The 14,461-nt window shown below is 37.3% G+C and carries 18 protein-coding genes; 5 read left to right on the top strand and 13 right to left on the bottom strand.

Going from position 1 to position 14,461, the window contains the following annotated elements; genetic code table 11:
* Window positions 1-35: 35 nt before the first annotated feature.
* Window positions 36-344: a nucleotidyl transferase AbiEii/AbiGii toxin family protein gene (locus PNK_RS12575; RefSeq protein ID WP_231909316.1), complete on the top strand. Its 309-nt coding sequence runs from the start codon at window positions 36-38 to the stop codon at window positions 342-344.
* Here PNK_RS12575 and PNK_RS12570 read toward each other — a convergent pair.
* From PNK_RS12570 to PNK_RS12560, 3 genes are all read right to left on the bottom strand, one after another.
* Window positions 328-558: a hypothetical protein gene (locus tag PNK_RS12570; protein ID WP_059062566.1), complete on the bottom strand. Its 231-nt coding sequence runs from the start codon at window positions 556-558 to the stop codon at window positions 328-330. The two genes, PNK_RS12575 and PNK_RS12570, sit on opposite strands and share 17 nt — an antisense overlap.
* 581 nt (window positions 559-1,139) lie before the next feature.
* Complete coding sequence (locus tag PNK_RS12565; protein ID WP_158021835.1) at window positions 1,140-1,853, bottom strand: hypothetical protein; 714 nt, start codon at window positions 1,851-1,853, stop codon at window positions 1,140-1,142.
* Between the two features lie 86 nt (window positions 1,854-1,939).
* A complete protein-coding gene (locus PNK_RS12560; protein WP_059062562.1) occupies window positions 1,940-2,284 on the bottom strand; it encodes a hypothetical protein in 345 nt (114 codons plus the stop codon).
* A gap of 346 nt (window positions 2,285-2,630) precedes the next feature.
* On the opposite strand from PNK_RS12560, the gene PNK_RS12555 reads away from it, so the two are divergent.
* From PNK_RS12555 to PNK_RS12540, 4 genes are read left to right on the top strand one after another with little or no spacing between them, the layout of a single operon-like run.
* A complete protein-coding gene (locus PNK_RS12555) occupies window positions 2,631-3,284 on the top strand; it encodes a tetratricopeptide repeat protein (protein WP_059062560.1) in 654 nt (217 codons plus the stop codon).
* A 41-nt stretch (window positions 3,285-3,325) separates the two neighbouring features.
* The gene (locus tag PNK_RS12550) at window positions 3,326-3,904 is read left to right on the top strand and encodes a hypothetical protein (RefSeq protein ID WP_059062558.1); all 579 of its coding nucleotides are present in this window, start codon (window positions 3,326-3,328) and stop codon (window positions 3,902-3,904) included.
* A 58-nt stretch (window positions 3,905-3,962) separates the two neighbouring features.
* Window positions 3,963-4,370 (top strand): hypothetical protein, encoded by a 408-nt coding sequence (locus PNK_RS12545; protein ID WP_059062556.1) that lies wholly within the window; start codon window positions 3,963-3,965, stop codon window positions 4,368-4,370.
* Window positions 4,371-4,395: 25 nt separating this feature from the next.
* Window positions 4,396-5,274 carry a hypothetical protein gene (locus tag PNK_RS12540; RefSeq protein ID WP_059062554.1) on the top strand — a complete coding sequence of 293 codons (879 nt, stop codon included), beginning with the start codon at window positions 4,396-4,398 and terminating at the stop codon, window positions 5,272-5,274.
* A gap of 338 nt (window positions 5,275-5,612) precedes the next feature.
* Here PNK_RS12540 and PNK_RS12535 read toward each other — a convergent pair whose 3' ends face one another.
* From PNK_RS12535 to PNK_RS12490, 10 genes are all read right to left on the bottom strand, one after another.
* Window positions 5,613-6,284: a hypothetical protein gene (locus PNK_RS12535; protein ID WP_059062552.1), complete on the bottom strand. Its 672-nt coding sequence runs from the start codon at window positions 6,282-6,284 to the stop codon at window positions 5,613-5,615.
* A complete protein-coding gene (locus tag PNK_RS12530) occupies window positions 6,263-6,952 on the bottom strand; it encodes a tetratricopeptide repeat protein (protein ID WP_059062551.1) in 690 nt (229 codons plus the stop codon). Before PNK_RS12530 ends, PNK_RS12535 begins: the two co-directional genes overlap by 22 nt.
* 76 nt (window positions 6,953-7,028) lie before the next feature.
* Window positions 7,029-10,292 (bottom strand): tetratricopeptide repeat protein, encoded by a 3,264-nt coding sequence (locus tag PNK_RS12525; protein WP_059062548.1) that lies wholly within the window; start codon window positions 10,290-10,292, stop codon window positions 7,029-7,031.
* Between the two features lie 352 nt (window positions 10,293-10,644).
* Window positions 10,645-10,863 carry a hypothetical protein gene (locus PNK_RS12520; RefSeq protein WP_059062547.1) on the bottom strand — a complete coding sequence of 73 codons (219 nt, stop codon included), beginning with the start codon at window positions 10,861-10,863 and terminating at the stop codon, window positions 10,645-10,647.
* Entirely contained in the window at window positions 10,835-12,181 is a 1,347-nt protein-coding gene (locus PNK_RS12515; protein ID WP_059062545.1) for an RHS repeat domain-containing protein, read from the bottom strand. The genes PNK_RS12520 and PNK_RS12515 overlap by 29 nt, the downstream gene beginning before the upstream one ends.
* 52 nt (window positions 12,182-12,233) lie before the next feature.
* Window positions 12,234-12,473, bottom strand: a complete 240-nt coding sequence (locus PNK_RS12510; RefSeq protein WP_059062543.1) for a hypothetical protein — start codon at window positions 12,471-12,473, stop codon at window positions 12,234-12,236.
* Between the two features lie 8 nt (window positions 12,474-12,481).
* Window positions 12,482-12,850 carry a hypothetical protein gene (locus PNK_RS12505; protein ID WP_059062541.1) on the bottom strand — a complete coding sequence of 123 codons (369 nt, stop codon included), beginning with the start codon at window positions 12,848-12,850 and terminating at the stop codon, window positions 12,482-12,484.
* Window positions 12,832-13,551, bottom strand: coding sequence for an RHS repeat-associated core domain-containing protein (locus PNK_RS12500; RefSeq protein ID WP_269446533.1), 720 nt, complete (start codon window positions 13,549-13,551; stop codon window positions 12,832-12,834). The genes PNK_RS12505 and PNK_RS12500 overlap by 19 nt, the downstream gene beginning before the upstream one ends.
* A 206-nt stretch (window positions 13,552-13,757) precedes the next feature.
* On the bottom strand, window positions 13,758-14,078 hold the full coding sequence (locus PNK_RS12495; protein WP_059062537.1) for a hypothetical protein: 321 nt from the start codon (window positions 14,076-14,078) through the stop codon (window positions 13,758-13,760).
* 82 nt (window positions 14,079-14,160) lie between these two features.
* On the bottom strand, window positions 14,161-14,460 hold the full coding sequence (locus PNK_RS12490; protein ID WP_059062535.1) for a hypothetical protein: 300 nt from the start codon (window positions 14,458-14,460) through the stop codon (window positions 14,161-14,163).
* Window position 14,461 lies beyond the last annotated feature (1 nt).

Below are 14,461 nucleotides of genomic sequence, written 5' to 3'. Positions count from 1 at the left end.
TCAGCCCTGTTCTTATAGTTAAGGATTATTGGATAATGCATTGTCTGTACGGACTTCAAAGTCAGGGTCTGGATTTTCAAATGAAGGGAGGGACTTCTCTTTCTAAAGGGTACAATCTCATCCAACGCTTTTCTGAGGACATAGACATACTCATAGAACCACCTAAAGAAATATCCGTTTATGTAGGACGAAATCAAAATAAAGACATTCATAGGGATAGTCGCCGACATTTTTATGATTGGCTTGCGCAAAACATCAAAATAGACGGAATTTTAAAAAGTGAGCGCGATACGGTATTTGATGACGATAAGTATAGAAGCGGCGGAATCAGGCTTTATCCCTAAACCCTATCAACCTTTCCTTGCCTCCCGATTCAATCTGTATGGCATCAACCATTCTTCTAAGATCTTCAATTAAAATAGGCTCCTTTCCTTTTTGAGCAGTCCCATGAGTGTTTCTAATACCCTTCCATGTTTCTTGAATAGCTGGATGTTTCCTATTAAAATCAACGCTTGCAACTTGATGTGCCTGGCTAATCGCGCTAAGTCTTCGCGCCAAAACTGGGCACCTATTCTAGAAAAACTGAGAAGCTGAGGCAGATTACAATGCTAGCAAATCCACATAATAAGCTTGGTACTATGACTATTCCTCAAAAACATCCATCATATCAGTTACACAATGCGAAATGTCATCTCTTAACTGGATATTTTGAAAATCCGCAAGAATTTCTCCTAAATTTTCATATAATGTTAGAGATGTTGCTTTAGCATTATCATAATTCCCAGCAAAAAGCTCCTTCTTTAAGCAATTTATACACGCCCTCAGTTGACCACATACAGATTCTTGTATCTCAAGATTCTCAATAGATTTAGAAAGAAGGCATGCTTTGTCCAGGTGTTTTATAGCTTCTAAAATACTCTTATCTTGATAACTTAAAGAGGCCTGATCATTTCAAATCACCATAAAATCACCTTCATTAGCAATAAGACTTGTTAAACCTAACGCACACATTAGCAAAAAGCCGAAACAAACAATCTTCATTTTTATTCCTTTTTATTTCATTTAAGATGTTTAGATCTAAACATCTTAAGATTTTTTAATTCAAGTAATCGCTGACGATCAAATCAAAGAAGTAGAACTCAGAAATTTTTACCGGTAAATTCAGTAATAGCTACTTCAAAGTAATGATTAGATCTAAATGTAGCTTTGATGTTTTGTTTAGCCTGCCTCAATGTTATTTTAATCTTTTCATTTTCCTTAGTGTTTGTCCCATTCTCAATACACACAAATCCTGGATTTAAAATTGAACCTAGTGGTTGATAGCTATTATCCAACTCGAATCTCTTTAAATTGAGGAAATAACATTTATGTTCGAAAGCCATCGCATTATTTCGACCATACCCAAGCAAAATGCCTAAAAGGGTAATGTTTCGCTTAATTAAATAGTCTTTAGTCTCATCAAAAGGAAAACAGACTTCATCAAGATATTCATCCGCTGATTTAGAGCTACTCGTTAGCTTCTGAAACAGATCTATGTTTTCTTCTATGACTCTTCTTGCCGCATTCTTATTAATCAGTACTAAGGTATTGTAGGCTTGCACATAACGGAAAACAAAACGAGTGGAAGGAAAATGATGTGCATATCTATTCCACGCCTCTATTCCCTGAACAAGCGTAGCGTACCCGTGATACTTAAAGAATATATTTACAGCATATCTGGAAGGTATTTTAGAAAGATTAGGAGCGGATTCTATAGAGCAGGGTTTATCGCCACACAAAGTATATCCCAGAGTGGTTCTCGTAATTAGGAGCTTGAAAAATCTCTCTAACTTCTCACGATCTTTTTCAGGCATATCCTGAATTTCTAACGAATAACAAGTCATCCTCACTAATGCGAGGATGAGAAGAAAATATTTAAACATCTATTCAACTTGTGTAATTAATCCCAGTGCTTAGTCGGGCACGCACCATTGGTACATACACCACAAATTGTTATATCGTGGCAAACGGGGCATTCACCCATGAAAATATCACCAGCACCAGCTTTTAATGCATCAATATAAACCCCTTTATCATCCACTTCAAGATGATTCACTCGAATTAAAGCTCCCTGAATATTTAAGAAAATGCCGTTATTTGCAATATGCACTGTTGTCGGCTTTAAATAGAGTTTATTCCCAACAATTTCTTTAACAGCTGATCTTTCTGATAGTTCATTTGCATATGTCAACGTTGAGATCAAAATGAAGAGAACATAAAAAAAACATGATAATCTTTTAAACATGTGGCTAATCCAATAAAAAATTTAAAAATTTAAAAATTTAAGTTTTATTGTAATTCTCAACAATAAAACTCATCTTGACTTCAAGGTCTTTGAAACGTTTTCCACAACGTACATTTCTTCAAAGAAAATTCTATTGTTTACGAAAAACATAAAAACACATACATTCCCATGTATTTAATCGATTCTGCATTATTTTACTATTTAAAAGGATGACAAGCTGTTTATGTATGCTCTTATTCTCCGCTTATGTTTGTTCGTATTTCTTTGCACATCATTTTCAGGATATGCTTACCCAAAATATCAAGTAAGGACCTACATCAAGTGCGGATCCCTTGCGAGTAAAATAATGGATGGGCGGCATGATGAAGCATTGGAAGATGCTAAATATCTAGCAGAGAAGGGAGAGAAAATCGCATGGCTTCCTCTAGGTTATTTATACTTTATGGAAAAGGATCTAGAACAAGCAAAATTCTGGCTTGAAAAAGCTGCTCTTGCGAAGCAAGCCAACTCAGATGAAGCTCAATTCTTCCTCGGTACGTTATATACCGACTATCACACCGAACACTTTGATCACATGCCAGTCGACTATGAAAAAGCTCTCTATTGGCTCAATAAGGCGTCGAAAAAAGATCATGCAAGAGCTCAGTTTTTCATATCACAATTATATTACACAGGTAGAGGAGAAACGATTCCTCAGGACTATTTAAGATGCGCTTATTGGCTCAAGAAATCAGCAATTGGGGGATATGAATCCAGTCAATATTTGCTTGGATTGATGTTTATGCAAGGAGAGGGAATCGACCAAGATCGTGAGCAAGGGTTTTATTGGATAAAAAAAACCGCTCCACAGGGTATGTCGCAAGCAGAGTATAAATTAGCCTTATGCTACATCGACGGGATTGGAACCAACAAAGATTATCAAAAAGCAAAACATCTACTAACTAAATTAGCAAAAGCTGGGAATCAAGACGCTATTGAAATCCTGGAAAGTCACAAATAATCAATCCATGCAATCAGTTAAATTCAACTCTTAAAGGTATCATGCATACATCTCTCATTATTTTCCCCTTTTTCATCTTGTTAAGCCTCTTATATGGCATTTACGCACAAAAACTTCCATCCTTTACCGTCGATGAGATAAAGCCATTTTTAGATCAAATTGACGCTAAGCACGAGAAAAGAGTCAGGAGAATTTGGTTAATATCATTTTGCCTCGCCATCGTGCTAACCGTAGTCAATACCCTTACTGGATTAATGGAGTTGACACTGCGCTCACAGACATTCAACATCTTTCTCTATCCTCTCATCATATTTTTGGCAGTAACACCGGGGCCTTGGATAATTTATCATTGTGCATATAAAAAGAAAGGCACTGCGTGGTTACTGGTGGTTATTTTCAGCAAAACAATCGTGCTAGTTGTGAGTATTTTCAAAATTCTTGGACAAGCAGCTTTGTTAGATTCATTAGACTGGCTAAATATTGCCTTGCCATTTTCTATTGATGCATTCTTTTGGGTCAGTTGCATAAAACTCTACAGAGTTAACTCTAAAATTGAGTACCAAATCGTACTTGCCTTAAAACACAAGTACGGAACAGATGCAAATGGTTTTTGCCTCTGAAGCCTCTTTTTGAATCTAAAAAGTTTCTCAAACCCATTTCAATTTTTAGGAAAAAATCATGACTAACATTTTCAAAAAATTTCTGTTTTTAATTTTAATCGCACTCTCTTCTCATTGCCCCACTTTGCTAGCCGATAATATTACTTTTCATCAGAAGAGAGCAAATTTGATAAATGAATTAGAAAAAGATCTTTCGAATATCGGTGAAATCATTGATGATAAGATCTACATTAAACCGGGCTCCATTTATGTATCTCAAAGCCACATTTTCTTGAATTTCAGAAGCATACTTATTCCCGTGTCCCACTTATTAACTGACGCAAATGGAGTATATATTCCTCTAGGGGACCTTATGGCAGGCTTTTGGGGAGATACGTGGATATGCCCCAATCCCGATTGTGGCTATGAAAATTATGAAGCTGTAAATTTTTGTGGTATCTGTGGAACTAGAAAACCAAGAAGATAACAAATATTAAATTCAAGAGGTAATAGTGAAAGGTATTAGAGTTTTATGGATCGTCATTATTACCTTATTTTTCAATAATATTTCCTATGCACAATCACCCATCAGTGAAAAATTAAAAACGATTCCAACACAAGATCTAGAAGCTCTGAAAAGAGCTTTATTCGAACTCATGAATAAAGACCATTTAATTTACACACTATTCGATGTCAAACCTATTTCATTTTCTGGCCATTTCACCGTTGCACCTCTTGGAAATTTTCTTAGTGGTTGCAACAAGGACGGTCTATTTTGCAAAAATTGGGAAACATGGGAAAAATATAAGAGCCTCTTTCCAATCAACCACTATGTTTTTTTCGAAGAAATCTCGTCTGAAAATATAAAAAGCATCGTTCTTATCAATAAGCAATTATTCATTGATACCGTTCAAATGCATCTAGAAACATTTAAAGAATATTTATGTCAGGATATCACGCCAACGGGTTTACTAAGCGAAATAGAAAAAAAGCAAAGCCTTTTCTCAACAATTAAGCACAACCCCCTTTTACTTGGCATTTTGCTTGGGTATGGAAAACATAATGCTGAACTCTTCTATCAAAGGGAAAAGGTAAGGCAATTCATCAACAATAAATACTTGCCAAGAGTCCCTTACCAAATAGCTAAACCATCAAAACCGTTTTCTTCTTTAAAAGAAGAATATGACTTTTACCACGCGAAACTCAAGCCGTTCGATGATTATCATTATTCGCCATTAATTGTAGATCCTGTTCATTTTGTGGCGGATCATCAAAATAGTGAAACAATAAAACTCAAGGAAAGGTATAAAAAAGCTCGGGGTCGAATATCAAAGATCTATTCCAAAGCCGATTTCTTAGAAGTCACACTATCTAAATTAATGGAGCTTTAAGCAAATTCTCATTACTTCACTTCGAAGTCGTAGGATTGAGTATATTTAGAGTTAATTTCTCGTGGGAAAATTAATTCGCTCAAGGCGAAAAGAACAGATAGATGTTAAAATATCAGTTCGTATTATTTGTATGAAGGGACCATAGAGTCTTATTGAAACAATCTGCGTCATAATTTGACTATTTTAAATTTGGAACGGTTGCAAATTTAAAAATAAATGCTATGGACTGTTAATAGATCCATGTTCTCCCACAAAAGCAATTAGAGAAGTGACGTTATTTCTTATAGATTGTCTGCCTTTTCTGAGGCGTGTGTGTAACGATTACACGTCCTTTTTAGTTAAAGAGAAAATATTGATGCTTTTCTAGGCGTCTCACCAATGAAAAGGTATCCTAAAAATTTTTTACCCTCCTTCACCTCTTTTTGCTTATTAAGACATAAATGATAGCCCGCCCTATAAAAAGCCTCTTCTAAGTCTAATTGACTCTCCCGATCACTGAGAAAAATACAAAACATTGGGTTTTTGATCATCGCTTCCCTAATTATCATAATTTCTTCATAGCTTGTTTCAGTCATATAAAGGTGAATGGGACTTTCACCTACAGAAAGGAGAGTAGATTTGAAGGTATCAAGATTATGATCGTCCAAATAATCGCTGATATCAATTTCTCTAGATTCTGGGTAAGTAATTTCTTCTTTAGTCAATGACTGGTACATTTCATATGCTTTTAATCTATTTTTTCCCCTTTCTTCCTCTGCAAGCAACTTCAGGCGGTTTTCTTCAATAAGGCTTGGATCATCTTCTAATAACACATTTCCTACCAATGAGCTATCTTTGAGATCGTTAGCTATAAACACACATCCCCATGTACCTCGACCCGTTGTTGGATTAACGATAGGTTTATAAGAAAGGTCTTTGCTAGGCTGATATCCCGCTAACTCAAAAGCTAGGAAAAGTCGAGATTCTTCAATCCCTTGGTACATGAAAGTCAAATGAGGATTTTCGACCATAGCCTCACAAACAATTTGAGCTTCTTGCCATGAGAAGCCGGTATTTCCAAAAAAATCGGTTGATGACCCCAACTTTCTAAGGTTCGCTTTAAAACAGAAAGATCTTGTGTCTCTTCATAAATACTAATATCGACAGATTGGGCAGAAGGATGGAGAATTCTAGGTTGCAGCGATTTAAAAGCGCCTACATGTCCTTTTTCAGCCGCTAACTTAAAATATTTGAAGGCTTCTTCAATTGAAGGGGTTAACCCACCAAAACCACGTAAATAATACTCGCCCAAATGGTATTGACATTTAGTGTGGTCAAGTTCAGCCCCTAAACGTAGATAGATGAGAGCTTTTTTTTGCAATTCTTGACAAAATTCTCCGTAGTGATAATGTTCGAAAAGCAACCAAATAGATTGCAAATGTTTCTGATGAGCTGCACGGTCAAAATAAAAAAGAGATTTTTCAGACCAGGGATTAATTGTTTGTTCATCTTTAGCCAAAAAATAAGAAGCTTCAGCATTTCCTTGATCAGAAGCAAGCTTAAAATAATCGTAAGATATTTGTTTAGATGCTTGAATCTGCTTTCCTGATAGATACTCTTTTGCTACCAATAATTGAGCACCAACGTCTTCTTGACTCGCCTTATTCTGTAAAAAAACAAATTGATGTTGCCTATGCATATGCATCACCCCATTAGGTATTAATTTAGCTTAGGAATATTTTTCTCAATCAACCAACAAGTGAACTCAATAAAGATCAATCTTTAAAAAAGCCATCACGAGGATCTTTGTCTTTAGATATTTGATAAATAGATTGAGCCAACTCTTTTTCGCACTCCTGAATATAAATTTGCACAGTATTAGGCCTATAACCCCGTTGTACTAGTTCTCTAAAACAGCTAAGTGCTTTGTGTAGATCTTTGGGAATCATTCTTCCCCACTTATAATAACGCCCCACCTGGAAAAGAGAGTCTAAATCTCCTGCCCGCGCTGCCAAACAGTAATATTTAAATGATTCGTCATAAGAATGCTTAATATATAAATCATCCTCATAAATCGAAGCTAACTGAGTGGCAGAAAAGACATGTCCCTGATCTGCGGCAAACTTTAAATAGAGCATTGCCTGCTGAATATCTCTTTTAGTCCCTTTCCCTTGCAGGTAAGCAATCCCAAGATTATAGCAAGAACTCAAATCACCTTGATCGGCAGCCAACTTGAAATAATGAAATGACTTTTCAGCAGACTTTTCTACTCCCTGCCCATCGCCATAACACCTTCCCAAGAAATACTGAGAAGTCGCATCCCCCATCAATGCAGCAACATGAAAATGCAAAAAAGCCTTCTTATAGTCTTGAAGATCAAAATAGAAATAAGAAGCTGCCTTTACTTGCTCAGATATGATGATATGGTGATTGACTCCAATAAATAAAATACCTATTAATCCATCAACGACTGGTAAGGATTTAAGATCCTCTCTAGAATAGCCACCTTCTTCAAAAACGAGGTAAAGATTTTCAGCCTCTTCCTCTGGACAGACAAACGTCAGCCTTGGGTTTTCTATCATCCCTTCTTTAACGACATTCAATTCTTCACCTGAAAGGTGGTGGCCTTCCAATATCAGACGAGAATGCTTTGACCGTCTAAGAACCTTTCTGAGTGTTGTTAGATTTCGATCCTTTAAATAGAGGCAAATGTCTAATTTTTTCGCTTCAGGGAAAATCACTGAATGGCTTGGAAGCACAGAACAGGATTGATCAATTTCCTTTTGTTTCAAAAGAAGCTTTTTACAAAGACTAATCTGATTTTTAAGGAATGAAACTTTAAGCCATGGTTTAGATGCAATCCACGAACCAGATGGGCAAGATAAAATCGATTTAATAGCAGAATCAAAATACCCTATTGCTTCTTCCAAAGAATAAATAGAATCACTGCAAACCCTTCCTAAACGATAAAACCGACCCACATGATACATGCCTTCGTCATAACCTAGATCGGCAGCTAACTTAAAATAATCAAAAGCGTGTTCTAGTGATCTTTCAACATAGCGCCCCAGTTCATAATAAAGGCCTAATGCACATAAGGCCCGACCAATCCCTGAATCAGCAGCTATCTTGAAGTATTCGAAGGCATAGGCATAAGAACGATCAATCCCTCCAAATCCTTTATCGTAATAAGTCCCGAGTTCATACAGACTATTTGGACATCCTTGGTCAGAGGCAAGCTTAAAATAATGAATCGCCTGCTCATGCGATCTCAAGCATCCTGTCCCTGACTGAAAATATCTCCCAAGATGATATTGAGCGGAAATAACCCCTTGGTCTGCTGCTTTTTTGAAATACTCAAACGCACGATCCCACATCGACTCCTTAGCATAATGAACACCTAATCGATAGTATTGATCGGCCTGAAGTTCCTCAAACTCATCAGCTATTTCCAAGCAGATTCTCTCCGCATCCCAAGTGATCTGTCTTAATTTTAAAGGCGTATCATTAAGGTGAACACTTATTTGACGTGCAATATAAGCAAATTGCTGGCCCACTGAACAGCTTACACATGAACTAAAATCTATTCGAAATTGATGAATATATTCTTTTTTTAACAAGCCAACGAGGTCATTTGAGAAAGAAAGAGATGGTCTATTTTTTACCCACTGCAAAAAGTAAATTTGTGCCTTAGCTAAAGATTGAGATACCCCCCTTCCCTTCAGGTAGCAAAGAGCTACCTCATAATAATTATCCTGCTTTTTGAAAGCCTCAAAAGCATTTTTATGTGATTGTTCTGTTCCTATTCCATTCAAATAACAACGAGCCACTTGAGCATAGGCATTCTCTATTCCATGGCTTGCTGCCAAGTTATAATACTCAAAAGCCTTATCTAACGATTTAGAAACTCCTTTCCCTTGCTCAAACAACTCAGCAAGTCGATATGCACTATGGCCATTTCTGTTCAATTCAACGCCTTTTTCATAGCATTTGACAGCCTGATCTAAATTGTTTTGCTCTTCAAAACATTCACCCAACTCATAAGAAGCAGATCCGTAACCATGGTCTACAGCAAGTCGATAACAATCGATAGCCTTTTCGAGAGATTTTTCAACCCCAATCCCATGCCTATAGCAATATCCAAGCTTAATCAAACTAGAACAACAATCAGTCTGCTTTTCTACCTCAAACGCCTTTTGATAGTATTTGAAGGCTTTCTCTGGATCAGACTTTTCATATTGCCCTGCAATCGAATTGACAGGCCCTAAATGTCTCCCTAAAAGATAATAATGAATACCTAAATTTTCATTCTTCCCAACGCCTAACAGCCCCTGAAGATAGATATCGCCCAATCGAATCACAGATAATTTCATACCCAAACTTGCAGCCAGCTTATGATAATATAGCGCAGCCTCCGGATGATTTCCTAATGATCCATCTTCAAACAACTCAGCGAGCTGATTGAGCTGCCACGCCCGCTCTTTCTCATGTTGAACCAATAATGCCTTCAAGAAACGAGTAAGGACAAACTTTTTGATGCGTAACTTCAACAGACTCTCAGCAATGACTTTCAAGTCGCAAGGATAGCCAAAATGTGCGGCCTGTTGATAGTGATGAAGGGCTTTCGTAAGTGATTTCTGTACCCCAACACCTCTCAGATAGCACTGAGCCAAGACATAATAGGCCAATGGATTGTTTTGAGTTTTAGCATACTTTAAATGATTGATCGTCTCTTCCAGAGACCGGTCCATCAAACGCTCAATAAAACCTCTAATCACAATGTGGTTTTTATTATGTCTAACCATTGGAGCAGCCAATCCATAATAAAAGAGCGCAAAGGAAAAATCACCCACCTCTTCGTAAAAGCAAGCTACTTTTAATTGGAATTCGGTCGATCCTTTATCTGCTATCTTTCTCCAGCAGGAAAGATCTCCGATTGGGATTTTAAGAATAGGTAAGAGATAAAAATTAAGATGGGGTTGATAAATGACTAGTTCACGAGATTCATCATTTTTTTGATCTTGAATAGTAATAGACATCGCTTACTCCGACTTTTGATCATCTATTTTCAGCCGAAACCAGCTCGAATATTTCCCTAAAGTTTGAATTTTCAAAACAATGTCGCCTTAAATTTATTATAAAAAATAAATTTTATATTTAAAACAAACAATTAACTATAATATGGTCCAATAATTTTTTATCTGAAAGATCGGACTTGTTGCGCAATATCTCTGACGTGAAATTTGAAATAGTATGCGAATAAAAAAAGCATGGGGTAGGCTGCTTCTCACTATAGAACGCAAAGACTACCCATGCAAACTTGGACCGACTTATCGCATTCAAAATTGTGCTGAGTATAACAAAGCCCTTATATTTAAAAAGTCCAGAATTCTAAGGAGAGATAAGATGATTTTTTGCGTAGGATAGAGCTTGCTGGAAATCTTCTAAAGGAATAGCCCACCATTTGTTTTCTTTTAGGGGGTAAATTTCTAAAAGAGGATGCTCAGTTTCTTGAGTAATTTCTGCAATTAATTCATCTTTATAATAGATTTCATAAGCTAATTTTTCTCTTTCTGTGGAGCTAGTTATTACAAAGGTAAAATTTTCCATATTTAAAATCGTTGTCTTTAAATCCAATAAAATTACCAGTAGTTGAATATCTAACTCCAGGACCGTTATTTATTTGTATGTCTACAAAATCGCCATATTTTAAGTTGCTATCCGACTTAATCCTTTGATCAGGGTGGGTCAAAATATTATATAGAATATTTTGTCCTTGCAAATTTACTTGTGAAATACTTCCTTTAGCTTTAGTAAAAGCACTATTAGACCTATCAGCATGTTTTTGTAAAGCACGTCCTGCTTTAGTCAGCCCGCCTCTATCAATAACTTTTCCAGCTTCGGAGAGTTGATCTGATGTTAAATGAGAAGGTAATTTCCCGCTAGAAGTTGAATTTGAAGCGGATACTAGTTTTTTCGATTCTTTAACTTCTTGTTTAACTAAGCCTTTTGCCATTTTAGCTTCAAGCATTCCAAGCCGCGCAGCTTTGACAACTCCAACAGCTCGTTTGGCGAGTCCATAGCCTCCCATTGCTAGTGAAGCGACTTCTAACGTTGTCGTTGTTCCGCTTCGAAAGGCTTGATAGATGGCATTATTAGCATCGACTCCCATAGTTTGTTGGACGAACGCATCAGTTGCTGCTATCTGATTGCTCTGAGAAATCGCGAAAGCTTGCTGGATTTGGATCTTTTCTTCTAACGAACACTCTAAATCATCGCAGCCTGCTGCAAAGGCCAGCGATTGAAAAAGATAAGCATGGCTAGTTAGGAAATCGAAACAACCATGAACACAACCGGCAAAGGCTGCATAAAGGTTCTCTTTTGTTTCTTGCCATTGAACACTAGCCCATGCATCATTACCGGCATTATCGCCAAAAACAGGCGAGTATTCATTGGAAATACCATCAAAATAGTTGGGATTGGTTGCCGCATTGCAGCCATCGCGGTACGCTTCGCCGACGAAGCCATAGGCATCAAAGGCAGAAAGGGGACTGTGATGCAAGTAGGCATAGAGGTTGGGGCCATCGGCAAAACTGAGGGGATCAGTTGTTGTCCAGCGTCCGTTGCTTGGATCATAAAAGCGTCTGCCGAAGTAGACCCAGCCTGTTTCCGGATCGACCCGCTTGCTTGCAAAGCGCCATGGATTGCCCACTTCAGAGGTTTGAATGATAGCGCCTTGCGCATTGATTAGAGTTTCCTCACCAAACGTGGTATAGCGATAGGCTTCGCAAGGTTTGCCTGTAGTGGCATCAATGAGGCCAACGACATGGCCTTGATGGTCATGAGTGGGCGCGAAGGCGCGTCCTTTGATTTCGATGGCAACGGCAGCGCCAAGCTCTGCTCCATGGCATGTTCCAAGAATACGCAATTCTTGAATTTTTTATTACGAACTAATATACGTTTGAATAAAAAATTCAAGTCTACTGATCATTTAAAATTATATTTATAGATCTTTCATTAAACCCTTTTAAATTGTTCTCATCATAGATACAAACTGTGATTTCTTTTTCAAAGTCATTACTAGGTATATGAGAGTGATTATTTAATGGTTTGTTTATGACATCCTCAAGACTATCTCTTAATTCTTGGGCTTCTTGTGATGTTAAGTACAATATTATATTATTTAACGATTGATCGGTCTCTTGATCTAGAATGCGCATTTTTACCTCTAATTATGGGGAACATCAACTGGATAAATCTGACCAGATTTATTCCATTTGTTATTAATAATTTCTTCGAGATGCATATGGGAATTATTATGTGGATTTGGTCTGTTAAAATCAAATCTTACTCTTCTCGTCTCATCTTTGGAAAGAAAAACTGAATCACCAGCTTTATTTCTAATCATTTTAGTATCATTTCCTAACCAGTTATTGATTTCTTCTACAAGTTTGGAAATAGAGTTTTTGGGACCACTAATTATAGGCCTTTGAGTAGATAAGCTAGGCTGTTGTAGAGCTTCAAGAGCAGAAAAGACAGGTTTATTTATAGGATGACATGTAGTCCTTATTTCCTGCTTTAATAAGCATTTTGCCATTTTGGCTTCAGAGGCGCTAGTCTACTAAGTCTTGCACAATAAGTAACAGCCTTGACAGCTCCAGTAATAGCTACGGCTAAACTTGCTAATTCTAAGCCAAGTAAACTTGTATCTCGTGCTGCTTGATAAGTGGCATTTTTTGCATCAATACCCATGGTTTCTTGCACAAATCCATCGAGAGCAGCTATTTGAGTGTTTTGTGAGGTAATATGGGCTTGATAGATGAGTAGTTTTTCCTCCATAGAAACATCTAAATTGTCCATGCCAATAATTAAGAATAAAGAGTGAAAATCTTGGCAAGTATTAGCAACAAAATTAACGCAGCCATGTACAAAGCCAGCCACTGCAGACTCAAACCATTCCTGTTTTTGTACGTTAAGCCATGCATCATTACCGGCATTATCGCCAAACACAGGCGAGTATTCATTAGAGATACCATCAAAATAATTAGGATTGGTTGCTACATTGCAGCCATCGCGGTACGCTTCGCCGACAAGACCATAGGCATCAAAGGCAGAAAGGGGACTGTGATGCAAGTAGGCATAGAGGTTGGGGCCATCGGCAAAACCGAGGGGATCAGTTGTTGTCCAGCGTCCGTTGCTTGGATCATAAAAGCGTCTGCCGAAGTAGACCCAGCCTGTTTCCGGATCGACCCGCTTGCTGGCAAAGCGCCATGGATTGCCCACTTCAGAGGTTTGAATGATAGCGCCTTGCGCATTGATTAGAGTTTCCTCACCAAACGTGGTATAGCGATAGGCTTCGCAAGGTTTGCCTGTAGTGGCATCAATGAGGCCAACGACATGGCCTTGATGGTCATGAGTGGGCGCGAAGGCGCGTCCTTTGATTTCGATGGCAACAGCAGCGCCAAGCTATACTGAAATTCTCATGGATATTTTCTAAAGAAAAATCAGCAATCGTCTTCAGGAGATTTGATTGTTTTTAATTGATCTTCAATAAGCGTTTCAAGTTTATGAAGAGCTTCATCGATGATTCTAATGTCTTTTTGATCTAAATATTCTTTTTCATCGGCAAGAGCAAATGCGTAGACTTCTTCTAAATCAAGCCAACTAGTTCCAAGATCTGCTTTCCAATCTTGATTGGGATCCTCTAGTATATTAATTAGAGATTCTACATCGTTTATAAGCCAAGAAAGATAAGATTTGCCATTTTTATATTCATTAATCTTAGTCATAATTAAATTTAATTGTCTGAAATCAAAATCGCTCATTGTTTTCTACTGTTTTAGGTAAACATGGACTAGTCTAAAAATTTAGGTAAACATGGACTAGTCTAAAAAGATTTTTCTTTTCTCATTCTTCGTTAAGCTTTTTTTGATACCTATCATCAATTTTTTTGAGAGGATCATCTTCACCATTAATAAGCATGTCTGCAAGTAGCCACAATTCATCTTCCGAATATTCAAATTGAGGGTCATCTTCCATACTTAATAAGCTTATCAATACTTTCCTGGAATAGGGTGTTAGAGCTCTTAGATTATTTGATTCAATTTTAAGAGCCCAACGAGAAAGCCTTAAAACATCAAAACCTTTTTTTAGTTCCGATTTTAAAGCTTCCCCTAATAATCGTTCGTCTATTACTTTACTTTCCATT

This window comes from Candidatus Protochlamydia naegleriophila (genome assembly GCF_001499655.1).
Lineage (GTDB): Bacteria > Chlamydiota > Chlamydiia > Chlamydiales > Parachlamydiaceae > Protochlamydia > Protochlamydia naegleriophila.
The sequence above is the reverse complement of the archived record's forward strand: the minus strand, read 5'-3'. Positions and strand labels throughout refer to the sequence as shown.

What these genes read in the sequence shown, in the direction of transcription:
- PNK_RS12575 (WP_231909316.1), top strand. Translation starts at nt 36, where the DNA reads ATGCATTGTCTGTACGGACTTCAAAGTCAGGGTCTGGATTTTCAAATG.
- PNK_RS12565 (WP_158021835.1), bottom strand. Translation starts at nt 1,853, where the DNA reads ATGCCTGAAAAAGATCGTGAGAAGTTAGAGAGATTTTTCAAGCTCCTA.
- PNK_RS12560 (WP_059062562.1), bottom strand. Translation starts at nt 2,284, where the DNA reads ATGTTTAAAAGATTATCATGTTTTTTTTATGTTCTCTTCATTTTGATC.
- PNK_RS12555 (WP_059062560.1), top strand. Translation starts at nt 2,631, where the DNA reads ATGGATGGGCGGCATGATGAAGCATTGGAAGATGCTAAATATCTAGCA.
- PNK_RS12550 (WP_059062558.1), top strand. Translation starts at nt 3,326, where the DNA reads ATGCATACATCTCTCATTATTTTCCCCTTTTTCATCTTGTTAAGCCTC.
- PNK_RS12545 (WP_059062556.1), top strand. Translation starts at nt 3,963, where the DNA reads ATGACTAACATTTTCAAAAAATTTCTGTTTTTAATTTTAATCGCACTC.
- PNK_RS12535 (WP_059062552.1), bottom strand. Translation starts at nt 6,284, where the DNA reads ATGGTCGAAAATCCTCATTTGACTTTCATGTACCAAGGGATTGAAGAA.
- PNK_RS12530 (WP_059062551.1), bottom strand. Translation starts at nt 6,952, where the DNA reads ATGCATAGGCAACATCAATTTGTTTTTTTACAGAATAAGGCGAGTCAA.
- PNK_RS12525 (WP_059062548.1), bottom strand. Translation starts at nt 10,292, where the DNA reads ATGTCTATTACTATTCAAGATCAAAAAAATGATGAATCTCGTGAACTA.
- PNK_RS12520 (WP_059062547.1), bottom strand. Translation starts at nt 10,863, where the DNA reads ATGGAAAATTTTACCTTTGTAATAACTAGCTCCACAGAAAGAGAAAAA.
- PNK_RS12510 (WP_059062543.1), bottom strand. Translation starts at nt 12,473, where the DNA reads ATGCGCATTCTAGATCAAGAGACCGATCAATCGTTAAATAATATAATA.
- PNK_RS12505 (WP_059062541.1), bottom strand. Translation starts at nt 12,850, where the DNA reads ATGGCAAAATGCTTATTAAAGCAGGAAATAAGGACTACATGTCATCCT.
- PNK_RS12495 (WP_059062537.1), bottom strand. Translation starts at nt 14,078, where the DNA reads ATGAGCGATTTTGATTTCAGACAATTAAATTTAATTATGACTAAGATT.
- PNK_RS12490 (WP_059062535.1), bottom strand. Translation starts at nt 14,460, where the DNA reads ATGGAAAGTAAAGTAATAGACGAACGATTATTAGGGGAAGCTTTAAAA.